At 58.8% G+C, this 21281-nt stretch carries 18 protein-coding genes; 8 read left to right on the plus strand and 10 right to left on the minus strand.

Features of this window, described 5'->3' with window-relative positions; genetic code table 11:
• Positions 1–83: 83 nt before the first annotated feature.
• From glmS to ACN19L_RS12520, 3 genes are all read right to left on the minus strand, one after another.
• On the minus strand, positions 84–1919 hold the full coding sequence (gene glmS / locus ACN19L_RS12510; protein WP_426489838.1) for a glutamine--fructose-6-phosphate transaminase (isomerizing): 1836 nt from the start codon (positions 1917–1919) through the stop codon (positions 84–86).
• A gap of 109 nt (positions 1920–2028) precedes the next feature.
• Positions 2029–3471: a DUF4270 family protein gene (locus ACN19L_RS12515; RefSeq protein WP_426489839.1), complete on the minus strand. Its 1443-nt coding sequence runs from the start codon at positions 3469–3471 to the stop codon at positions 2029–2031.
• Between the two features lie 34 nt (positions 3472–3505).
• A complete protein-coding gene (locus ACN19L_RS12520) occupies positions 3506–4318 on the minus strand; it encodes a glycogen/starch synthase (RefSeq protein ID WP_426489840.1) in 813 nt (270 codons plus the stop codon).
• Between the two features lie 120 nt (positions 4319–4438).
• Between ACN19L_RS12520 and panC the strand changes: the two genes are divergently transcribed.
• The 7 genes from panC (at position 4439) to ACN19L_RS12555 (ending at position 10757) form a co-directional block, all read left to right on the plus strand.
• Positions 4439–5284: a pantoate--beta-alanine ligase gene (gene panC / locus ACN19L_RS12525; protein ID WP_426489841.1), complete on the plus strand. Its 846-nt coding sequence runs from the start codon at positions 4439–4441 to the stop codon at positions 5282–5284.
• 122 nt (positions 5285–5406) lie between these two features.
• Positions 5407–5754 (plus strand): aspartate 1-decarboxylase, encoded by a 348-nt coding sequence (panD, locus tag ACN19L_RS12530; RefSeq protein ID WP_125426649.1) that lies wholly within the window; start codon positions 5407–5409, stop codon positions 5752–5754.
• A 99-nt stretch (positions 5755–5853) separates the two neighbouring features.
• Positions 5854–6876 carry a lysylphosphatidylglycerol synthase transmembrane domain-containing protein gene (locus tag ACN19L_RS12535; protein WP_426489842.1) on the plus strand — a complete coding sequence of 341 codons (1023 nt, stop codon included), beginning with the start codon at positions 5854–5856 and terminating at the stop codon, positions 6874–6876.
• Positions 6877–6956: 80 nt separating this feature from the next.
• Positions 6957–7439, plus strand: a complete 483-nt coding sequence (gene rfaE2, locus ACN19L_RS12540) for a D-glycero-beta-D-manno-heptose 1-phosphate adenylyltransferase (RefSeq protein WP_426489843.1) — start codon at positions 6957–6959, stop codon at positions 7437–7439.
• Positions 7440–7514: 75 nt separating this feature from the next.
• Entirely contained in the window at positions 7515–8207 is a 693-nt protein-coding gene (locus tag ACN19L_RS12545; RefSeq protein ID WP_426489844.1) for a zinc metallopeptidase, read from the plus strand.
• A 328-nt stretch (positions 8208–8535) separates the two neighbouring features.
• Positions 8536–9675 carry an acyl-CoA dehydrogenase gene (locus ACN19L_RS12550; protein WP_426489845.1) on the plus strand — a complete coding sequence of 380 codons (1140 nt, stop codon included), beginning with the start codon at positions 8536–8538 and terminating at the stop codon, positions 9673–9675.
• Positions 9676–9833: 158 nt separating this feature from the next.
• Complete coding sequence (locus ACN19L_RS12555) at positions 9834–10757, plus strand: helix-turn-helix domain-containing protein (RefSeq protein WP_226271505.1); 924 nt, start codon at positions 9834–9836, stop codon at positions 10755–10757.
• A gap of 139 nt (positions 10758–10896) precedes the next feature.
• Here ACN19L_RS12555 and ACN19L_RS12560 read toward each other — a convergent pair whose 3' ends face one another.
• The 3 genes from ACN19L_RS12560 to ACN19L_RS12570 are packed head-to-tail and all read right to left on the minus strand — an operon-like array spanning position 10897 to position 12839.
• Complete coding sequence (locus tag ACN19L_RS12560; protein ID WP_426489846.1) at positions 10897–11727, minus strand: geranylgeranylglyceryl/heptaprenylglyceryl phosphate synthase; 831 nt, start codon at positions 11725–11727, stop codon at positions 10897–10899.
• Positions 11705–12445, minus strand: coding sequence for a hypothetical protein (locus ACN19L_RS12565; RefSeq protein ID WP_426489847.1), 741 nt, complete (start codon positions 12443–12445; stop codon positions 11705–11707). The genes ACN19L_RS12560 and ACN19L_RS12565 overlap by 23 nt, the downstream gene beginning before the upstream one ends.
• Before the next feature lie 7 nt (positions 12446–12452).
• Positions 12453–12839 (minus strand): phage holin family protein, encoded by a 387-nt coding sequence (locus tag ACN19L_RS12570; RefSeq protein ID WP_426489848.1) that lies wholly within the window; start codon positions 12837–12839, stop codon positions 12453–12455.
• A gap of 146 nt (positions 12840–12985) precedes the next feature.
• Between ACN19L_RS12570 and ACN19L_RS12575 the strand changes: the two genes are divergently transcribed.
• Positions 12986–14134, plus strand: coding sequence for a DnaJ domain-containing protein (locus ACN19L_RS12575; RefSeq protein WP_426489849.1), 1149 nt, complete (start codon positions 12986–12988; stop codon positions 14132–14134).
• Positions 14135–14297: 163 nt separating this feature from the next.
• Here ACN19L_RS12575 and ACN19L_RS12580 read toward each other — a convergent pair whose 3' ends face one another.
• The 4 genes from ACN19L_RS12580 to ACN19L_RS12595 form a co-directional block, all read right to left on the minus strand.
• Positions 14298–15806, minus strand: a complete 1509-nt coding sequence (locus ACN19L_RS12580; protein WP_426489850.1) for a SusD/RagB family nutrient-binding outer membrane lipoprotein — start codon at positions 15804–15806, stop codon at positions 14298–14300.
• Between the two features lie 2 nt (positions 15807–15808).
• The gene (locus tag ACN19L_RS12585) at positions 15809–19276 is read right to left on the minus strand and encodes a SusC/RagA family TonB-linked outer membrane protein (RefSeq protein WP_426489851.1); all 3468 of its coding nucleotides are present in this window, start codon (positions 19274–19276) and stop codon (positions 15809–15811) included.
• A 166-nt stretch (positions 19277–19442) separates the two neighbouring features.
• On the minus strand, positions 19443–20504 hold the full coding sequence (locus ACN19L_RS12590; protein WP_426489852.1) for a FecR family protein: 1062 nt from the start codon (positions 20502–20504) through the stop codon (positions 19443–19445).
• A gap of 104 nt (positions 20505–20608) precedes the next feature.
• Positions 20609–21241 carry an RNA polymerase sigma-70 factor gene (locus tag ACN19L_RS12595; protein WP_426489853.1) on the minus strand — a complete coding sequence of 211 codons (633 nt, stop codon included), beginning with the start codon at positions 21239–21241 and terminating at the stop codon, positions 20609–20611.
• Between the last annotated feature and the right edge of the window lie 40 nt (positions 21242–21281).

A 21281-nucleotide genomic window follows, 5' to 3' on the forward strand; every position in this document is an offset into this window, starting at 1 on the left:
AACCGGAACAGATGCGGCCCAAAAAACAGCCGCCACCCCGGAATCCGGAGTGGCGGCTGGTATTGACCTGGTAACGAAGCAGGTTACTCCACCGTTACCGATTTGGCTAGGTTGCGGGGCTGATCCACGTTGCAGCCGCGCAGTACGGCAATGTGGTAGCTCAGCAACTGCAGCGGCACCACTGATACCAGCGGCATCAGCACCTCACTGGTAGCCGGTACCTCAATGGTAAATTCCGCCATCTGCGGAATCACGTCGTCGCCTTCCGTTACCACGGCAATAATGCGGCCTTTGCGAGCTTTCACTTCCTGAATATTGCTCACCACTTTTTCATACGAACTGTCTTTGGTCGCAATTACTACCACGGGCATGTTCTCGTCGATGAGGGCAATGGGGCCGTGCTTCATCTCGGCGGCGGGGTAGCCCTCTGCGTGGATGTAGCTGATTTCTTTCAGCTTCAATGCGCCTTCCAGAGCCACCGGAAAGTTGTAGCCCCGACCCAGGTACAGGAAGTTGGTAACGTCCTTGAACGTCTCCGAGATCTGCTCAATCTGGTCATTCAGCTGGAGAGCTTTCTCTACTTTGCCGGGAATATTGTCCAGCTCCACCATCAGCTCGCGCAGGCGGGTATCGGTCAGAGTGCCGCGCTTGTGACCCACAATCATGGCCAGCAGCGTAAGTACCGTTACCTGAGCCGTGAAGGCTTTGGTCGAAGCCACCCCAATTTCGGGACCAGCGTGGGTGTACGCACCCGCATCGGTGGCGCGGGCAATGCTGCTGCCCACCACGTTGCAGATACCGAAGATGGTAGCACCCCGGCTCTTAGCCAGCTCAATGGCCGCCAGCGTATCGGCAGTTTCCCCCGACTGTGAAATGGCAATTACGATGTCGCGCTCCGTGATAACGGGGTTGCGGTAGCGGAACTCCGAGGCGTACTCTACTTCCACCGGGATGCGGGCCAGGTCTTCCAGCAGGTACTCGGCCACCAGGCCAGCGTGCCAGCTGGTACCGCAGGCTACAATCAGAATACGGTCAGCATTCACAAACTTTCGTTCATAAGCGCGCACACCGCCCATATTCAGGTGGCCGGCTTCCAACTCCAAACGGCCGCGCATGGAGTCGAGGATTGAGCGGGGCTGCTCGAAAATCTCCTTCAGCATGAAGTGCTCGTAGCCACCTTTCTCGATGCGGTCCAGCTCCAGTTCCAGCTTCTGGATGTAGGGCGTCTGCACCACGTCTTCGCGGGAGCGGATTTCCATCTTGCCATCCTTGATAACGGCCAGCTCGTAGTCGTTCACATACACCACTTCGTTGGTGTACTCAATGATGGGCGTGGCGTCGGAAGCCAGGAAAAATTCGCCTTCTCCCACGCCGATAACCAGTGGGGACCCTTTGCGGGCGGCAATCAGCTGGCCGGGGTTGTCCTTGCTGAGCACCACAATGGCGTAGGCGCCTACTACTTCGTGCAAAGCCAGGCGCACGGCCTCTTCCAGGGAGCAGTTGTTTTGCTTCTGGATTTCCTCAATCAGGTTCACGAAAACCTCCGTGTCAGTATCGGAGTGGAATACGTGGCCCTGCTGCTGCAAGTGCTGCTTCAGTGCCGCATAGTTCTCAATGATGCCATTATGAATGATGGCAATGCGCTCCGAAGTGGAGTAGTGCGGGTGGGCGTTTACGTCGTTCGGCTCGCCGTGGGTAGCCCAGCGGGTGTGGCCCATGCCAATATGGGCGTGCGTATCCTGCTCACCAATGAAAGCTTCAAGGTCGGCTACTTTGCCTTTTTTCTTGTAAACCGTAAGCTGCCCGTTCAGCAGGGCCACGCCCGCCGAATCATAGCCACGGTATTCCAAGCGGCGCAAGCCTTTGATGATGATGGGGCAAGCCTCACGGTGCCCAATGTAAGCGACAATCCCGCACATAGCAGTTTATTTATGACAGAGCAGAAAATTCGGAAAGAAGAAAAATCGGGCGGCAGCGGCAAAAGCCGTGCCGCCCTTATTACCAGGCAATTTTGACAGAAAGCGTTGGTTAGCGCAGTTTCGAGTAATACACGCGCAACTTGATGTTGTTAGCATCAAGCTGGGCCCGGTTCAGTCTCAGATTAAAATCGGAGCGCAGAATAGGAGATAGAATCAAGCCTGTTGGTAACTCACCGTTTAATCGGTTCTGCAGGTACGCCTGCAGATATTCCGTAATGGCAACCGTGTAGTACTGCACCGGCGACTGTCCGGCAGGTATATATACCGTGGCCTGAGTGCCCGGACCAACTGAAACAGGGGTCAGGAGCTCCGTTTTTGTTACTGGATTCACTCCCTCGCCCGGCACGAGCCGCTCGTAGGTAGTGCCACCAACGGTACGGGTAAGCACCTCATTTGCGGAGTTCACCTCGTATAGGTACAGGTTATTAGGGTAGGGGAATAGCCCGTTGCTGTACTGCTTCACAGGAAATATCAGCTCCGCCCGATTGATAACGAGGGAGGTGTTATTGCGCAGATCATCCAGCCCCTGGAACTCGATGCGGGTACCCAGGCCGGTGCCCTCCTGAACGTAAGTTAAACCGCTGGTACTGGCTGCTGGAATTGCACTTTGGGCGGAGGTCAGCGCAGCCAAGGGACTGCCCGCCAGATCGGTAGTAAGCTGGGTAAAATATTTGCCAGGAACAGACGACAGGCCGAAGGCCAGCGGCAAACGATAGAAGTGGGACCTAACCGCTCCTTTGGCGCTGGTAGCCGTGTAGTAGAAGGTGATGGCTGCCGCCGCATTGGCGCTAAAAGCAGCAATATTCGCCTCATGCCCGGCCGAAGGCTGCAACGAAATGCCGGCCCATAGAGCATTCAACTTACTCTGAGTAGGTGTACCGTTTTTCAACTCCGCAAAAACAGCGGTGGCCAGCGAAGCAGTACTCGGGTAGCGCTGCATCCGGATGCGAACCACTTGGTCAGGAGTGGTGGTAGTAACAACGGTAGTAGTGGTGTCGGCCCCGTTGCCGGAGCCCACCCGCTGCTTGAGTAGCCTGGTTTTGTTTAACGGCGCCTCAAAGTTCGTCAGCAGGGAATTTCCCGTTGCCACTGATGACGCCGAATTATAAGTTACCCGTTCGTCGAGCGGCTGCTGCAGCGTCTTTAGGTCCAAGCGCAGGGGCTGAGTGGCTGAGCCATACACCGTGCTGAACGGTAAGGAAATGACCGTTGAGTCCAACCGGTGCGCCGAGAAGGTAGCGGGTATTGTATCACCGCTGGCCACCACCGTAATGTTGCTGAAGCCGCTGGCCGTGGTTGTTCCCACAAACGAGTCGCGGAGGCGGCCTACCAGAATCTGATTGGCCCGGACCGTTTCAACCGGCTGCTGACGAACGGTGGAAGATGTTACCGGCAGGTCAAGGTAAGTAGCGGAGATGGGGGAGGTGCCGGGCAGTTCCAGACCCAGATCATTTGCCTCCTCACAGCCAGTGGCCAGAGCCAGCAGGCACATCGCAGCAAAAGAAACCGAAGCAAGTCGGCTGGCGCTAGTTGGCCAATTCATTATAAAGAGCGTAATAAGAAGTCAGCAGGTTGTCGTCGGCGGCTACCTGCTCAATTTGTTTATTGGCCGAATACTCCGTGAACAAAGTATTCAGGTTCTCACTGAAGTCCTCGTCTGATTTCACCACGGCGTCGGCGTACTCCATGCCTACTTTGATGAACCCACCAAAATCAGCCGTTTTCAGCGAGGCCAGCATATCATCCTCAATGTCCAGCATCTTGGCCTTCTCTACAATGTCGCCCTCAAATTTGAAGTCGAATTCATTGTTATAGATGGTGAATACTGACTTGGCATCCTTGAAAATCGGGTCCTTCTTGTAGGTCGTCTTCAGGTACATCGGAATCAGCCCGGTCATCCAGTCGTTGCAATGCACAATATCCGGCGACCAGCCCAGCTTCTTTACCGTTTCCAGCACGCCTTTGCAGAAAAAGATTGCCCGCTCGTCGTTATCCGAGTGGAACTTATCATTTTTGTCAACCAGCACGGATTTGCGGTGGAAGTAATCTTCGTTATCAATGAAGTAAACTTGCAGCTTCGCATTCGGAATGGAGGCCACCTTGATGATGAGCGGCTTCTCATCCTCGCCCACCGCAATATTGATTCCCGACAGACGCACTACTTCATGCAGGCGGTTCTTACGCTCGTTAATAATGCCGAATCGGGGTACAAAAATGCGGATTTCCATCCCCATTTCCTGCATTCCCTGCGGCAGGCGCCGCAAAAACTCTGCTACCTTGGTGGTCTGCAAAAACGGGTTGATTTCCGTGGCAGCATAGAGTATTCTCAACTTAGACATAGAGAGTCAGTTGGGGTGATTGAGGAAGGGCAACACTTTGGGATGCACAAAATTAAACATTTTTGAGGGAAATTTCAATCATAGCCAGCTGGTGACTCGCCGGAGGGCTGTTTTTACTCTATGGAGATACTGAATACCGCCGCGGCGTTGCAAGCCTATTCGGAAAATGCCCGGCGCCAAGGAAAACGAGTGGGCCTGGTGCCTACGATGGGGGCGCTGCATGAAGGCCACCTGCAATTGGTGCGGGCTGCGGCCCAGGAGTGTGCGGTAGTCATTGCCAGCATTTTTGTCAATCCCACTCAGTTCAACAACCCCGACGATTTCCGGCTGTATCCGCGCCTGCCCGAAGCGGATGCGGCATTGCTGGTCCCGGCCGGTTGCACAGCCCTGTTTTTGCCCGCGGTGGAGGAGATGTACCCACAGCCCGCCGTGCTCCGGTTCGATTTCGGACCGCTGGAGCGGGTGATGGAAGGAGAGCACCGACCGGGGCATTTCAACGGGGTAGCCACGGTAGTAAGCAAGCTGTTTCACCTGGCCCGCCCGCACCGGGCGTATTTTGGGCAGAAGGATTTTCAGCAGGTCGCCATTGTGCGCCAGTTAGTGCGCGACTTATCGTTCGATCTGGAACTTGTAGCGTTTCCGACGGTACGCGAGGCCGATGGCTTAGCCATGTCGTCCCGAAACCGGCGGTTATCGGCGGAGGCCCGGGCCGTAGCGCCCCGGCTGTATCAGGGGCTGCAACGGGCTGCTGAACTGGTGCAGGCGCGCACCCAAAGTCCGGCCGCGGTGCAGGCGGCGGTGGCAGCCTACCTGCAGGCCGAGCCAGCCATTACGCTGGAATATGTGGCCGTGGCAGACGCCGATACGCTGCAACCCCTGACGGAGTGGCAGGCCGAACGTCCGGTAGTGGTATGTCTGGCCGCGCACCTGAGTGGTGTGCGGCTGATTGATAACGTAGTGGTATAGCGTAGGAAGAAGGCGCTGAATGCGCAGTGTAGTTAGGTGGCGGGCATATTCTGCCGGGCAACCATCCACCCATTCTCAGTTCGTATCTTTGCGGGCCAAAAACCACCCGCTTCTTTTAGGTCATGCACATCGAGGTACTGAAGTCGAAGATTCACCGCGTGAAAGTTACTCAGGCGGAGCTGCACTACGTGGGCAGCATCACCATTGATGAGGACCTGCTGGACGCGGCCAACATGGTGGAAAACGAGAAAGTAACCATTGTAAATATCAATAACGGGGAGCGTTTCGAAACCTACACTATCAAAGGGGAGCGGGGCTCGGGCATGATTTGCCTGAACGGGCCCGCCGCCCGGCGCGTGGCCGTGGGCGACATCATCATCATCATTTCCTACGCCCTCATTGATTTCGCGGAGGCCAAAGCCCACAAACCTACCGTTATCTTCCCCGATCAGCACAACCGCGTAGCCTAACGTCCCGGCCGCAACTCGTTGCGAATGGCTGGCTGTTCTGCTCCCGGAATAGCCAGCCATTTTTCTGCATACAGGGCATGGCTGGTCCTCTGATTTCCTATGAAGCAACTGCTCAATATTGTTAAATACATCCTGCTGCTGGCTGTGTCGGTGCTGCTGATGCGCTACGCGCTGCAGGGCCAGGACCTGAGCCGCATTGGGCAGTACGTGCGCGAGGCCAATTATACCTGGCTGGTGCTCACGCTGGGCTTATCGGCCCTGGGCTATTTCAGCCGGGCCTACCGCTGGAAAATGCAGATTGACCCCACCGGCCACCGACCCCGCTACTGGGACGTGTACCACGCCATGATGGTGGGCTACCTGGCTAACTTGGTGCTGCCGCGCATGGGCGAGGTAATTCGGTGCTCGGTGCTGCGCCGTACCAGCGGCGTGCCGGTGCAGGTGGCGTTGGGTACGGTAGTAACCGAGCGGGTAATTGACGTGCTGGTGCTGCTGGGTTTGCTGGGAACTACCTTGTTGCTGGATTTTAACACCTTTTGGGCGTTTGTGATGGATAAGGTGCTGGCCGGCCGCTATGATGCCCTGGCCCGCAACCGCACTCCCTTACTGCTGGCGCTGGGTATTGCCGTGGTACTGCTCCTGACGCTGGCCTACGCCGTATTCCGCAACCTGGAGCGGCTGCGCCAGAATGCGCTGTTCAACAAGGCCGTGGGATTTGTGAAGGGGCTGCTGGCGGGGGTATTCAGCGTTATCAAGATGGAGCGGAAAGCCACGTTTCTGTTCCACACCTTCTTTACCTGGCTGGTATACTACCTGATGGATTACCTGGCCTTCTTCGCCTTCCCGGCTACCTACGACCTGGGTATGCGGGCCGGCTTGGCGGTACTCACCTTCGGGGCTTTTGGTATGGCGGCCCCCGTGGCCGGTGGTATCGGGCCGTTCCACCTGATGGTGCAGAGCGTTTTGCTCGCCTATGGTATCAGCAAGGAGGCCGGTATTGCCTACGCGCTGGTCGTGCACGGCTCCCAGACGCTGCTGGTGGTGCTGATGGGCGGCATCAGCTTCGTGGCCAGTATGTTGAAATCAGGCCGGAAGGTGGTGCCGCCGACGGTAGCGGCCTGAACCTGGTAGGGTACTGTACCTTAGCGGCCCGGTTGCGCAACAGCCGGGCCGTATTATTTCCTTTAAGCTGACAAGCCGCTATGCAGTGGACCAAAGACAAAATACTGAGCCGGGAAGCCTTGCTGCCCGTGGTGGCCGGCTGGCAGGCCGCCGGTGAGAAAGTGGTGTTTACCAACGGCTGCTTTGACTTGCTGCACTTGGGCCACGTGGACTACCTCGAAAAAGCCCGGCACCTGGGCGACCGGCTGGTAGTGGGCCTCAACACCGATGCGTCCGTCAGCTGCCTCAAGCCCGGCCGGCCTCTGCAGGACGAAGTGTCACGGGCGCGGGTGTTGGCCTCTCTTTTGTTTGTGGATGCCGTAGTGCTCTTCGGTGAGCAAACCCCACTGGTGCTGATTGAAGCCGTGCGGCCCGACATTCTGGTGAAGGGCGACGATTATCAGATCAGCGGAATTGTGGGACATGAGGTGGTGTTACAAAACGGCGGCCAGGTACTTACCGTACCGTTGGTAGCCGGCTACAGCACCACCCGCATCGTGGAGCGCGTGTTGCGCGGTGCCTGACCTGCGGAGCTTTCGGAAAGAAGCCGCTGCGGGCAGTAGCCGGGCGCTTCTTTCACCCGAATTTCTTTTTTCGTCATGTACCACCTGAATCCGGCTTACATCATTGTGCTGCTCACCATGCTGGGCAGTTGGCTTATTCAGATGCGCCTGCGCAGCAAGTTTGAGCAGTATTCCCAAGTGGCCCTGCGCAATGGCCTGAGCGGCCGCCAGATTGCCGAGCTGATGCTGGCCGACCACGGCATTACCGACGTGCGCATCATCAGCACCGAAGGCCAGCTCACCGACCACTACAACCCGGCCGACAAAACCGTAAACCTGAGTGAATCGGTGTACAACGAGCGGAGCGCCGCCGCCGCTGCTGTAGCTGCCCACGAGTGCGGCCACGCCGTGCAGCACGCTACCGCCTACAGCGCCCTGCAGTTCCGCTCGGCTATGGTACCGGCCCTGAGCGCCGTATCGAAGTTTATGCCCATTCTGCTGTTTTTGGGCGTTATCATGCTGCAGACCACGGCCCTGCCCCTGAAGATTGGTATAGCTTTCTTTTCCCTGACAACCCTGTTCAGCTTCGTAACGCTGCCAGTGGAGTTCGACGCCTCCAAACGGGCCTTGGCCTGGATGGACAAGCGCAACATTGTAACCCCGCAGGAGCACGTTATGGCCAAGGATGCCCTGTGGTGGGCGGCTATGACGTACGTGGTAGCGGCGTTGGGCTCGTTGGCTACTCTCTTTTACTACGTCACCCTGCTGATGGGCCGCCGCCGCGACTAAACCGCCACCAGCAGTAGTAACAGCGCCACCCTGGGTAGCCGGGGTGGCGCTGTTGTTTTACCACGGTATGCGAATCTGCCGTGTTGAAATTCTCCAAAAGCGGCCTGACGGTTCCTGCGGGGCCTGAAACGGCACTATTCTGTGGTCAATGTTGTTGCCAGGGCTCCGAAACAAAAATCCGGCTTCCGGGCTTATACGGGTCGGTTCCCAGAAAAAACTTGTGGCGTCTGCATAATCTGCAAAATCTGCAGTTTAATTTTGAGTCGCCAGCGAATTTACGCTTCGGCACAACCAGTCGCATTTTCCCATCCCACCCCTTATTTACCGCATGGATTTTCAGCTCACCGAAGAACAACTGGCCGTACAGGCCGCCGCACGCGACTTTGCGCAGAATGAACTGTGGGCCGGCGTTATTGAACGTGACGAGCACCAGAAGTTTCCCGCCGAGCAAATCAAGAAAATGGGTGAGCTGGGCTTTATGGGTATGATGGTGAGCCCCGAGTACGGCGGCGGCGGTATGGATACCGTGAGCTACGTGCTGGCCATGGAGGAAATCAGCAAAGTAGATGCTTCCTGCTCCGTTATCATGTCAGTGAACAACTCGCTGGTGTGCTGGGGCCTGGAGAAATACGGCACCGAAGAGCAGAAGCAGAAATACCTGACCAAGCTGGCTACCGGCGAAATCATCGGGGCCTTTGCCTTGTCGGAGCCCGAAGCCGGCTCGGACGCCACCAGCCAGAGCACCACGGCCGAGGACAAAGGCGACCATTACCTGCTCAACGGCACCAAAAACTGGATTACCAACGGCTCGTCGGCTTCGGTGTATCTGGTAATTGCCCAGACGGACCCCGAGAAAAAGCACCGTGGTATCAACGCCCTCATTGTGGAGCGGGATACCCCCGGCTTCGTGATTGGTCCGAAAGAAAACAAGCTCGGCATCCGCGGCTCCGACACGCACTCCCTCATGTTCACCGACGTGAAAGTACCCAAGGAAAACCGCATCGGCGAAGATGGCTTCGGCTTCAAATTCGCTATGCAGGTGCTGGCCGGCGGCCGTATCGGTATTGCCGCGCAGGCGCTGGGTATTGCCTCGGGGGCGTACGAGCTGTCATTGAAGTATTCGAAAGAGCGCAAAGCCTTCGGAGTGCCCATTTCGCAGCACCAGGCCATTCAGTTCAAGCTGGCCGATATGGCTACCAACATCGACGCTGCTCGTCTGTTGTGCCTGCAGGCCGCCCACGATAAGGACGGTCACCATGACTACGCCAAGTCGGGCGCTATGGCGAAGCTGTTCGCTTCCAAAACGGCTATGGATACGGCCGTGGAAGCTGTGCAGATTCATGGGGGCTATGGGTTTGTAAAGGAATTCCACGTAGAGCGCCTCATGCGCGACGCCAAAATCACCCAGATTTACGAGGGAACTTCTGAGATTCAGAAAATTGTAATCTCGCGGGAAATTCTGAAGTAAGGTCTGAATTGCCTAAAAGTCAGGCTTATTGCACAAAACCCAGTCATTTATTGACTGGGTTTTGTGTTTGTGTGAATTTTTATATGTTATTTTGCATTACATAACTGCCGGGTACCATTTCCCGACCACACCGAGCCAAAACTAACCGCCCGCTAAAGATGGAAGATTATAATAAAGTAATAGAGTCGCTGGGGGTTCGCTATATCAAAGCGAAAAACCTGGTGCTACAGCAGCCCTTCACGGTGAAAAACTCCTACGATGTAGGCAACAACCTGATTCTGCTGCATAAGGGCCGTATTTCTTTCGGCGAAGAAGACCAGGCGGTGGAGGAAGGCGAAATGCTGTTCATTCCCGGTGGCCGTGCTACCAAGGTGACCTACGGCGAGTCATCGAGCAAGAGCATTACCAATGACGACCTGATTACCAATAAGGACAAGTTCTTCCACTCCAATTCCGACCTCGACCTGATTGGCGACGCCGAGGAAAGCCACTCGTTCGTGAGCTTCGAGGCCAAGGTGTTCGACTCGGTGAACTTCTTCGCCTCGCTGGATGTGCCGGCCTTCCTGATTACCGGCAACTCCAAGCTGGCGAACTTAGTGATTAAGGTAGTGGAGGAGAGCCTGCAGGAGTTGCCCGGCCGCGAGCGGCTGATTACGATTTACACCGAGAATATTGTGGTGGAAATCGTGCGCTACATCCTGAAGAACAAGATGTTCGTGGAGCAGCTGGCTACCAACAGCACCTACTTCAAGGACCCCCGCCTCATCGACCTGTTCAACTACATCAAGGAGAACATCGGCGGCGACCTGTCGAACAAGGTGCTGTCGGGCGTGGCCAACGTGTCGGAAGATTACGTGGGGCAGTACTTCAAGATGCTCACCGGCATCAACCCGCAGGATTACATTGAGTACCAGCGTATGGAGCGCGCCGTGTTCCTGCTGCGTACCACCAAGAAGAGCATCCGCGACATCGGGAAGGAAGTGGGCTACAAGGATACCGCGTACTTCTGCCGCCGCTTCAAGATGATGTTCGGTATTCCGGCCGGTAAAATGCGCCGCCGCGAATCGGCCATGAACATCTAATCACGGACTCAGACGGATTTTTCGAATTACACGGATTCCGTAAGTCGCTATACAAAGACAAGGCCGCCACTCCAACGGGAGTGGCGGCCTTGTCTTTGTAGGAAATGCGAGAGTAGTATCGGTGTGCTGCTCTGGGGAGTTATAGCCGGGGAGTAGTATTGCCGATGGAGTCATCCGCACAATCCACTGCATCCGATTCCATCCGGGAAAATCCGTGCTCTTGATTGAACTGGTGCACCGTGCGCGACATATCGGCCAGGAAACCCGGGTCTTTCTCAATGTGGTTACCAATGACGATGACATCGGCCCCGGCGGCCAGGGCGGCGTGGGCCTTTTCGGTTGTGTTGATGCCGCCACCCACTAGCAGCGGAACATCCACGGCCTGGCGCACCGCCTGAATCATGGCCGGTGATACGGGATACATAGCTCCGCTGCCCCCATCAAGGTACATCAGGCGCAGGCCCAGCTGCTCGCCGGCCATGGCGGTGCAGGCGGCAATGCTGGGCTTATCGTAGGGTAGGGGCGTGGTGCCGCTGATGTAGCTGGCAGTAGTCTGCCGGCCGGTATCTACCAGCATGTAGCCGGTAGACAGAATCTGCAGGCTGCTGGCCCGCAGCAGCGGGGCCGCCAGCACATGCTGCCCAATCAGGAAATCCGGGTTGCGGCCCGAAATCAAGGACAGCAGCAGAATACCGTCGGCCTGAGCATCAAGGTGCAGGCTGTGGCTGGGAAACAAAAGTACCGGCACTGCCGAGCGGCTCTTGATAAAACGAATGAGGGCAGCCTGATGCGCACTCGTCACCAGGCTGCCACCCACAAAAAAGTACTCTACTGCGTGTTGCTCACTAAGCTCCAGGATGCGCTGGCACCCGGCTTCGTCCAGATTATCGGGGTCGAGCAGGACGGCCAACGATTTTTGGCCGCGCATCCGGCGGTTTGTCAGGGCATCATACAGACTGGTGAGGCGCATCCGCGTCGTCGTGGTGATAAGTAAAGTCGATATCCTTGGTCTCCGGCTCCGCGTGGAACGGACTTACCGTTGCAAGGTCGGGATTTTTGAGCATTGGCAAATATTCGCCGGCCTTCTTGGCAATAAAGGCCATCAAAACCGCCGAGGCCTGGGCAACCAGCATCTTGCCGGTATCCGACTGCATGAACGACTTGACAGCCGACGCCAGAATAGAAGAGGCCTCCCCGGCGTGAGGCTGCGGCTCGGGGCGGTAAGCCCGGGCGGGCACAGCCGCCGGGGCGGTGGGCTGAAACGGGTCGGCATCCGTGTGGTACACGTCGGGGGCAATATCAGCCCGTTCCGAAGCTGGCGTTGTGTGCGTCCGGCCCCGGTCAAACTGGTGGATGCCGGAGCCGAAGCCCAGATCATCGGCCACGGCCGTATCGGCAGCGGTGGAAACGGCCGGGCGCCGGGAGCGGGGGGCGGGCTTCAGATGGCGGCTATACTCCCGCTCGTGCGCGGCAGCCAGTTCTTTTTTGTGCTTGCGGCCCCCCAGGGCTTTGCTCAGCAGCCAAGCCCCGCCCAGAATACCGGCTCCAATGGCCACGTACTTGCCTACTTCTTGGGTTTTGGCTTTAATTTCCTCCACGTCGCCCAGCAGAGCACGCTCGTACTCCAGCTTCTGGCGCTCCAGAAATTCCTTTTCGTCTTCGAACAGTGGGTTGTGCAGATCGGCCATGAGTAGGTTAGGCTTGGCGTTTGTCGGATTTGTAAATGGTGTTGCTCAGCAGCTTGTCGGCCAGGCTCTGGAAGAGCTTTTTATCAACGCCCACCGCAAAAATGATGAGTAGCAGCAAATAAAAGCCCGCTACAATGCCAAACCCCCAGTACGAGCTATCCAGCACATCATTGAGCAGCAGGGCTACAAACAGATTCAGAAACACGAAGAACAGCAGCCCAATGAGCGCCAGCGTAACACCGTGCACGGTGCCCACGAAGGCCGTCTTAACTTTTTCCTGCGCTTCCAGCCGTACCAAGTCAATGCGCGTATCCAGATACCCCATCAGGTTGCCCATCAGGTTATCAGTGCGGGGCGTTTTGGCGGTGTCGTCTTCGGTGGAGAATAAGGCCATGAGGGAGAGAATTTGCGGGAAACAATGTTGCAAGCCGGTCGGTCATCTGGTTAGGTACCGGCCGGCTTCGCAGTAGCCACCTCTTACGGAAAAGGACTCACGATGTCTGAAAATTGCCGTACTTTTAACTATCTACCCACTTTCCGTTGAGTCAGAATCATTATCAGGTACTAGGCGTTGCGGCCTCGGCATCGGCCCTCGATATCAAGCGGGCGTATAAGCGGCTGGCCGTGCAGTACCATCCGGATAAGCACGGGGGCAGCACGCTGTATGAGGAGTTGTTCAAGGCCGTAGCTACCGCCTACCACGTGCTGGGCGACCCGGGCCGCCGGGCGCAGTATGACTATCAGCTGCAGCTTGCGGCCCGCCGGGCGGCCGAGGAACGGCAGCGGCAGCACTACCGGCAGCACAGCCAGCGGGTGTACGGGGTGCCCATGCCTCCGCCTGCCCCATTGCGCACCCGGCCGCCGGCCGGAGCATTCGAGCGGCATTACCGGCCCATTCCGCAGCAGCAGGTTCGTTTTACCCGCCGCGACTACTGGGTTGCCGCGGCGGCCGCTCTTGGGTTTCTGCTGTTCATTCTGTCGGTGAAAGTGACCATGGACCACGTATCGGGCGTGCGAAACTACGAGCGGGGCTTGGCCGCGTATGCAGTTCTTGAGCACGAAGAAGCGCACAGCTACTTTACCGATGCCCTGTACTTTAAGCCTGATTACGAGCCGGCACTCCGCCGCCGGGGCGAGATTGAGCAGTTTACGCAGCGGGATTACGCCGCCGCATTGCTTGATTATACGGCCGCCCTGCGCACCGGTGCTACTGCCCACGCTGCCACGCTCTGGCTGCGCGTTGGGCAGTGCCGGGCTAAACTAGGGCAGCCCGTACTGGCACAGCAGGCGTACCAACAGGCCCTGCAGCACGATAGTACGCTGGTGCGGGCTAATTTGCTACGGGGCGAGTTTCTGCTGTTTGAACGGCAGGATTTTCCGCGGGCGGCTACGCTGTTCAGCCGAGGGCTCCGCCATCAGCCCGCGCAGCTGCAGGCCCGGTTGCTCACCCTGCGCGGACTGGCGTGGTTGAAGCAGCAGCAGTTTGATGCCGCCCAGAACGATTTTTGGGAGGTGCTGACCATTGCGCCTCGAAGCGGGCAGGTATATTTCCTGCTGGGGCGGGTGGCGCAGCAGCAGCACTCCGACAAGGCCTGTGAGTATTTTCAGAAGGCCGTTTTGCAAGGCTATGACTTTGCCCGGGCTGCCCGCGATACTACCTGCGCAACTCTGGCACTGCGCACAAAATAAAAACGCCTTTCCTGCGTCCAGGAAAGGCGTTTTGCTTCACGTACTATGGCGTATACTAACGATGGAAAGGTAACGTAGACTAAGGAATAGGGTGAGGTATAACTACCGTTTCGAGTATAGGACCGGTATTGCGTGCCATACCCCTAACCGTCTCGCAAAAAAATTATTTATCCCACCACACGGGGGTAGTCATGGCATCGGGGCCCTGGCGGCTTACAGCCTGCTGGTAAGAAGCCGGGTTGAGTCGCTGTTCAATAGTGGGGTAGCGTAGCCGCCTGGGTATCTGGCCGTTGGTTTCGCCCGGGCTGAGGCCGGCCCGTAGCGTCGGGAAGCCGGTGCGCCGGTATTCGGCAAAGGCTTCAAAGCCATTGTGCCCGAAGAGGAGCAGCCATTTCTGGGTGATAATCTGCTCCTGCGCCTGGCTGGCTTGGTAGCGGACTCCCGGTTGCTGCAGATAGGTATCGGCAACGGCCGGTGAGGTGATGCCTGCCAGCACCAATGCCTCCCGGATGCCCGCGTTGTACCAGCTTTCGGCGGAACCCGCAGCATCCCAGCCCCGCCAGCAGGCTTCGGCCCGCAGAAAGCATACCTCTGCGTACGTCAGAATATTCTGGTTATTATCGGCCGCCTGGTACCGCTGGCCCGCGGCGCTGAAGTTGCTGGGGTTGTACTGCGGCAGCGTGAGCTGGGTAACGGAAAGCCCATTCGGCAGGCCGCGCCAAGTAGCGGCAGAGCCGGTTACGGGCTTGGCAAACACGGCCAGGCGGGGGTCACGGTAGCGCGTCAGGTAGTCAATCAGCGTGGCGCTAACCCGGCTATAATCAAAACCCAACACGACGGCCAGCGGGTTCTGATTGATGCGGATACTACCCCCGGTATTTCTCATTATCGCCGACTCGGAGCTGCTTTGCATCACGCCGCCCGCCAAGGCCGCTCGCACCTGCGCCGCCGCCAATGCCGGGTCAACCTCCGACAGACGCATGGCCATGCGCAGCCGCAGCGAGTTGGCAAAGTGCTGCCAGCGCAGGTTGGCCAGGGCGGGTGCCGGGGCGGGGTTAGCCGCATCGGGGTTGGCGTACAGCAGGTCGGCGGGCCCGAAGTTGCCGGGCTGGGTATTGTCGAGGGCGGCCGCGGCTTCGGCCAGCTCGCGCAGCATACTGGCGTAAATGGTCGACTGCGCATCGTAGGCGGGCTGCGTGTTGGCGGCGCTGGCCCCGCCAAAGGCTTGCGTATAAGGAATGTCCCCCCAATAATCGGTCATGCGCTGAAACAGGTACGCGCGCCAGATGCGGGCCTGGCTCAGCCGGTTTACCTGGGTCGGGTCGTCTCGCAGGAGCTGGATGGCCTGCTGCAGATCCATGCCGTAGCCTGTATAGAAATGGTCCCAGAATTTGCTGGCCTGGGCGTCGTCACTTTCGTACCGGTCCGTCTTTACCTCGGGCTTGCTGTTGGCGAAATATTGCACCCACATGTTGGCATGCAGATGCTCGCCCACTTCAAAGTCGCTGTCGTAGAGGGTGCCGTATTTCAGGGCCCGGGAGAACAGTTGGTCGGGGGTAGCGCTGGCGGTGGTGGTGGGGTCAGTGTTGATGTCCGCAAACCGGTCGGTACAGGCCGTAAGTGCCAGCAGCCCCGTTACGCGCACCATCCACTGAGCAAAGCGTAAGGTCATGGTTAAAAATCCAGTGTAAGATGATACCCTAAAGAGCGGCTGTTGGGGTACGCACCCGATTCCAGCCCCTGCGCCAGGCTCAGGTTGTAAGCCGACTCCGGATCGAAGCCCTGCGTGGCCCGGTACAAAAACGCGAGGTTGCGCGCCGTGAAGGCCAGACTGGCACTGCGCAGATGCCCGACTTTGGCTACCCAGGCATCGGGCAGCTGGTACGTGAGCGTAAGCTCGCGCAGCTTTACGAAGGAGGCATCGTACACGAAGGGTTCAGAAATAGTGGCTAGCCGGGCCCAGTAGGATTGCGGGTTCACGTAGCGGCGGCTGGGCGAGTAGCTGCCATCCGGGTTTTGCACCGCGCCCTCCACCAAGAGCCCACCCGTGGGCAGCCAGTTTTCGGAACTGACGCCGGCGGCCTTACGGGCTTCTTCCGAAGCATACCAGTCGGCCCGGCCGGCCAGGGTGGCGCGGGCGTTGCCGAATGCCGACGCCTGCTGCTGCGACGCGGAGTAAATCTGGCCTCCCCAGCGGGCATCTACCAGCACGCGCAACTGCAGCTGCCGGAACCGCACCTCCTGCGACATGCCGCCAAACCAGCGGGGCTGAAAATTGCCCAGTCGCTCCAGCGTAGCCAAGGGCTTCAGCGGCAGGCCGTCGGTATCCACCAGCAAGCGGCCATCGGGAGTGCGCCGGAGCCGGGTCCCGTATAAGTCGCCGAAAGGGTGGCCCACGCGCGCCACCACGGCTACGCTATTGGACTCGGTACCTAGCAGATAGGTCTCGTCGGTAGGGCCTAGTCGGAGCACTAAGGAGCGGTTGCTGGCCCAGTTCAGGGCCGTAGTCCAGCTGAATTTCCGGGTTGAAGGAATAGGCGTGGCGCTGAGCGTTAATTCTACACCCTGGTTCCGAATATTGCCGGCATTTACCAACTGGGCCCGGAAGCCGGAGGTGGGAGCCACCGGAATGGCCGTTACCTGGTTGAAAGTATTGGTCCGGTACACCGTTACGTCCAGAATAGCCCGGTTGTGACCAAAGATCAGCTCAGAGCCAATTTCGGCGGTATTGGTAATCTGCGGTTTCAGGCGGGGCGGAGCAATCTGGTCCTGCAGGCTGGCGAAGGGCTGCTCCAGGTGGGAGGAGCCTACGCCCGGGGCTTCCGTCATGCCGGACGTATTGATGTCGAACTTGGTGGTCAGCTCGTAGGGGTTGGCTCCTTTGCCCACCTGCGCCCACGACGCGCGCAGCTTGCCCTGGCGCAGCCAGTCAGACTGCCACCCCAGCAAATCGGTATAGATGATGGCCCCGGACGCGCTGGGATAGAAGTACGACCAGTTGCCCGCAGGCAGGGTAGAGTCCCAGTCGTTGCGCCCGGTCAGCTCCAGAAACACGGTATTGCGGTACTCCAGCTGCGCCCGGCCATACAACGACTGCACTTCCGTGCGCGAAAAGCCGTACACCCGGCTGGCTGCTGCCAGGTTGCTCAGCTTAAATACGTTCGGCTTCACGAAGCCTTTGCCGGTAATGCCATTCGTTTCGTTGCGCTGCTGGAGCAGGTTGCCAAACAGTTGGCCCGTGAGCTGCCACGTGGAGCCTATGGGCTGCTGCCCGTTCAGAATAAAGTCCAGGTTGTCTTCCCGGGTCACTATCGTGGTGGTGCCCAGCCCGCCCCGGTCCGGCTGGGCGGTTGTGTTCCAGGAGGTGTAGCTCGCGTACCGATAGTCTAGGTTGGTGGTGTACCGGTCAGTGCCGGCCCGTACCTGCAGCCACAGCTTATCGGTAAAGGTGTAGCGTACCCGGGCCGAGCCATTGAGCCGGTGCTGTACCATGCCGTTGGTGTTCAGCTGCGCCGACCAATACGGGTTCTGCCGGCTGTTGTTGGGTGCTGAAAACAGCGGGTTCTGGTTCCAGATAATGGGCTGCAGGTTTGCCGGGTTGCGGTAAAGCTGCAGGTCAGCCAGGTCCACATTGCGGGGCATCACGGCAAACTGCGTCATTACGTTATCGGGGTGGGCCGCCTGCGTGGGGCGGTTGAAGCCGTTGGTGTACACGTAGGCCGCTTTTACCTCCGTCATCAGGCGGGCCGTGAGCTGCGTGGCCCCGCGTACCGTCAGAAAATCCCGGACAAACAGGTTGTTCGGGTACGTGCTGCGGTTGCGCATATCGGTAAAAGCCACCCGCAGGGCCCGGCCCCCGGTGCCCATGCGCAGGGCGGCCGAGTTGGCGGTGGTGAACCCCGTCTGGAAAAACGCCTGGGGGTTATCCGGCTGAGGTGAAAAGGGCTTCACCACGTTGTTCCAGTGTTTCACCAGCTGGCCTTCCATGCGGGGACCCCAGCTGCCTACCGTGGCCCCCGCCATCTGCACCTGCGGATAGCCTTCCGCCGTCAGCAGTATCCGGCCGGTGGAGTCAGCCAGGAAATGGCCCTGCTGCCCCTGCCCGTATTCGTTCTGATAATCGGTGAGGAGCTGCACCCGGTCGAAGGACGTAGTAGAGCTAACCGTCAGGCCCGGGCCCTGCCCGCCCCGCTTGGTGGTGATGATGAGGGCCCCGTTGGAAGCCCGGTTGCCGTAGAGCGCCGCGGCGTTACCGCCCTTCAGCACCGAAACAGACTCAATATCTTCCGGATTGATGGTAGCCAGTCCGTCGCCGGAGTCAAACCCACCGAAGCGGCTTGGCTGCAGCAAGCTCCGGTTGTCAATGGGTACCCCATCCACTACTACCAGCGGCCGGCTGTCACGGGTAAGGGAAGTATAACCCCGCAGAATAACATTGGTAGAGCCGGTAGGGCCAGTGCCGCTTCGGCTCACCTGCATACCCGCCACCCGGCCGCTCACCGAGTTGATAAAGTTCAGCTCCCGCGCTACCACCAACTCGCTGCCCGGCAGCGTTTGCACGGCATACCCCAGGGCACGGCGTTCCTGGGTCAGGCCCAGCCCCGTTACCACCACTTCCGATAATAGGCGGGTATCCGGCTGCAGACTAATCTTCAGGGTATTGTCGGGCGTGAGCCGCGCTTCCTGCGGGGCATAGCCCAGCGAACTGACAACGACCACCGAATCGGCGGAGGTAAGCGGCAGCCGAAACGTGCCTTCGGCAGTAGTGGCCGTACCCCGCTGGGTGGCTCGTACCCACACGCTGGCTCCCGGCAGCCCGGCTCCCGTTTGCGCATCCAGCACCTGCCCTTCTAATGTCCGGGGCCGACCTGGGGTGGGAGCTACCTGCGTCAGGATGATCTGCTGGCCGAGTATCCGATACCCCAGCCCCAGCGGGGCGAGCAGCTGGGGCAACGCCTGCTCCAGCGGCACATCACGAAGCTGAAGCCGCGTGATGAAGTGCTCGGATAGCTGCAGGTTGCTGTACACAAAGCTGTAGTGCGTTTGCCGCTCCAGCTCCTGTAGTACTACCGGCAACGGCTGCTGCTGCACCTGCAGCGTAACGCTGGGTGCCGGAGCCTGGGCCAGTGCCGGTCCGGCCATCAGCAAACCAGCCAGTACCGGCCAGCCAAACCGACGGCCGGTAGCACTTCGCCCATTTCGCTGTGCACAAAGGAGCGGGCACTTCATACGGGCAATGAGGGAATGAGGGGAAGGCTTTTACCACGCAATATACGCCGAATAGCGCGGAGCCAAACCCTTCCCGAACTCAACGACAGCCGGCTCCGGTTATCGTCAACTGATTCGGGGTCAGCTCATATTCGAAAGCCCCCGTCAGGGCAAGTACGCTCACTACCTCGCGCAGACTCTGGTTCTGGAAGCGGCCGGTAAGCTGGCAGAAACGCAGCCGGTTGTTGGTCAGCCGCACGGGCACGTTGTACCGGCGGGCCAGGGTACGGGCTACTTCATCCAGCGGAGTCTGCTGGAAGATCAGCTCGCCCCGGCTCCAGGCGGCGGCTTCGCGGCCGTTGGTGGCTTCCCGGTGCATAGTGGCCGTTTGCCGGGCAAATACCGCGCGCTGATCAGGCGTAAGGTACAGCGTATCCTGCGGGGTAGCCGCGCCCGAAGCCGCCCGAATAAAGGCTACCCGGCCGGTAACTACGGCCGTTTCAATCGTGGGCTCGTTGGGGTAGGCCTGCACGTTGAATGAGGTACCCAATACCCGCACCTGCTGCTCGCCTACGTGCAATACAAAGGGCTGCTGCCGGTTGCGGGTCACCTCAAAAAAGGCTTCTCCCTGCAAGTACACTTCCCGCTGCGGGCCCGTGAATTTCCCGGGGTACCAGAGGCGGCTGCCCGCGTTCAACCGTACCATTGTGCCGTCGGCCAGTACCACTCTGGCGGTTGTGCCCGGCGCAGTGTGGTATTCCTCGTAGGCCAGCGGAGCGCCGGCCGCGTTGCGCAGGGCTGGGTACACACCATAATACAGACCACCTGCCAGCAGGCCCAGGCCGGCTACCGCGGCTGCCACCCGGCTGCGCCACCACGGCGCGGCCGGGGCCAGGGAAACTACGCGGGCCGTAGTCGGCGCGGCAGTTGCTGCATCGGCTTCATCCAGCCGGGGCAGCAGCGCAAGCAGGGCCGTAGCCGTTTCGGAGGGGGTAGTAACGGTGGGGGCCGGCGTACGCCAGTAGAGCTGGGTAGCTTCCCAGGCGGCTTTTTTGGGTTCGGGGGCCTGAGCCAGCCAGGCCTGCAGCGCCGCGTGCTCGTCCGGCGTTAGCTCTCCGGCCAACTCTCTGCCCATAAGCTCGTGTGCGGCTGCTTGTTTCATAGCGGATAGCGGAATAACTAGATGGATTGTAAGGGAAAGACAGGCTACTGAGAGTAACACCCTTAAACCTAGGCTGAAATTGTAGGTATTGGTAGAAAGAAAACTTACTGAGCCGCCGCCAGTAGCGACGCCAGCCATAGGGCCAAACGCAGCGCATTGCCCGCCTGACCGGGCCGTTGCGTAAAATGGTGCTGCAAATCAGTGCTGATTTTTTTGAGGGCAATACCCATTTGCACCTCCACCGTTTTGGGAGACAGGTTCAGGATTTCGGCTACTTCCCGATACTTCAGGCCGTCTTCCCGAATTAGCCGGAAAATAGTCTGGCACTGAGGCGGGAGCTTCTGCACGGCCCGCTGGATGTCCTGGTACAGCTCCTCCGTGAGCAGGGCACGCTCAGGGGTCATATCATCAACCTGCCAGGCAGCAGGAACTGCCTCCAGCTCCGCCGTGGGCTGGTTCTCGGCTTTCTGCAGGTAGTTGAGGGCCTGATTCCGGACGGCTACATACAAATAGCTGGTAGGGTGCTGAATGGCGGGGAGAGTAGTCCGCTTCTGCCACAGTTTCAGAAATACGTCCGACACAACTTCCTCGGCCAGCTCCCGCCCCGGCACATACCGCATGGCAAACCGGAGCAGCGGATTGTGGTACTGGGTAAAGAATAGCTCGAAGGCCCGCCGGTCGTCGGCCGTAGCCATACGGTGCAGCAGTTCTTCTAAAGTCGGTGCCGAAATATTCATGAACCCAGGGTAAACACGGGGCAAATGTAGCTGGCCTGCC

Origin of the sequence: Hymenobacter sp. 102 (genome assembly GCF_049949205.1) — a bacterium.
GTDB lineage: Bacteria > Bacteroidota > Bacteroidia > Cytophagales > Hymenobacteraceae > Hymenobacter.

Bases quoted from the DNA above. Each gene is read 5' to 3' on its own strand.
- ACN19L_RS12590 (WP_426489852.1), bottom strand. From the start codon at position 20,504: ATGAAACAAGCAGCCGCACACGAGCTTATGGGCAGAGAGTTGGCCGGA.
- ACN19L_RS12570 (WP_426489848.1), bottom strand. From the start codon at position 12,839: ATGGCCTTATTCTCCACCGAAGACGACACCGCCAAAACGCCCCGCACT.
- glmS (WP_426489838.1), bottom strand. From the start codon at position 1,919: ATGTGCGGGATTGTCGCTTACATTGGGCACCGTGAGGCTTGCCCCATC.
- ACN19L_RS12520 (WP_426489840.1), bottom strand. From the start codon at position 4,318: ATGTCTAAGTTGAGAATACTCTATGCTGCCACGGAAATCAACCCGTTT.
- ACN19L_RS12585 (WP_426489851.1), bottom strand. From the start codon at position 19,276: ATGGCCGGACCGGCACTGGCCCAGGCTCCGGCACCCAGCGTTACGCTG.
- ACN19L_RS12535 (WP_426489842.1), top strand. From the start codon at position 5,854: ATGAAGCAACTGCTCAATATTGTTAAATACATCCTGCTGCTGGCTGTG.
- panD (WP_125426649.1), top strand. From the start codon at position 5,407: ATGCACATCGAGGTACTGAAGTCGAAGATTCACCGCGTGAAAGTTACT.
- ACN19L_RS12580 (WP_426489850.1), bottom strand. From the start codon at position 15,806: ATGACCTTACGCTTTGCTCAGTGGATGGTGCGCGTAACGGGGCTGCTG.
- ACN19L_RS12565 (WP_426489847.1), bottom strand. From the start codon at position 12,445: ATGGCCGATCTGCACAACCCACTGTTCGAAGACGAAAAGGAATTTCTG.
- ACN19L_RS12560 (WP_426489846.1), bottom strand. From the start codon at position 11,727: ATGCGCCTCACCAGTCTGTATGATGCCCTGACAAACCGCCGGATGCGC.
- ACN19L_RS12550 (WP_426489845.1), top strand. From the start codon at position 8,536: ATGGATTTTCAGCTCACCGAAGAACAACTGGCCGTACAGGCCGCCGCA.
- ACN19L_RS12555 (WP_226271505.1), top strand. From the start codon at position 9,834: ATGGAAGATTATAATAAAGTAATAGAGTCGCTGGGGGTTCGCTATATC.
- ACN19L_RS12545 (WP_426489844.1), top strand. From the start codon at position 7,515: ATGTACCACCTGAATCCGGCTTACATCATTGTGCTGCTCACCATGCTG.
- panC (WP_426489841.1), top strand. From the start codon at position 4,439: ATGGAGATACTGAATACCGCCGCGGCGTTGCAAGCCTATTCGGAAAAT.
- rfaE2 (WP_426489843.1), top strand. From the start codon at position 6,957: ATGCAGTGGACCAAAGACAAAATACTGAGCCGGGAAGCCTTGCTGCCC.
- ACN19L_RS12595 (WP_426489853.1), bottom strand. From the start codon at position 21,241: ATGAATATTTCGGCACCGACTTTAGAAGAACTGCTGCACCGTATGGCT.
- ACN19L_RS12515 (WP_426489839.1), bottom strand. From the start codon at position 3,471: ATGTGCCTGCTGGCTCTGGCCACTGGCTGTGAGGAGGCAAATGATCTG.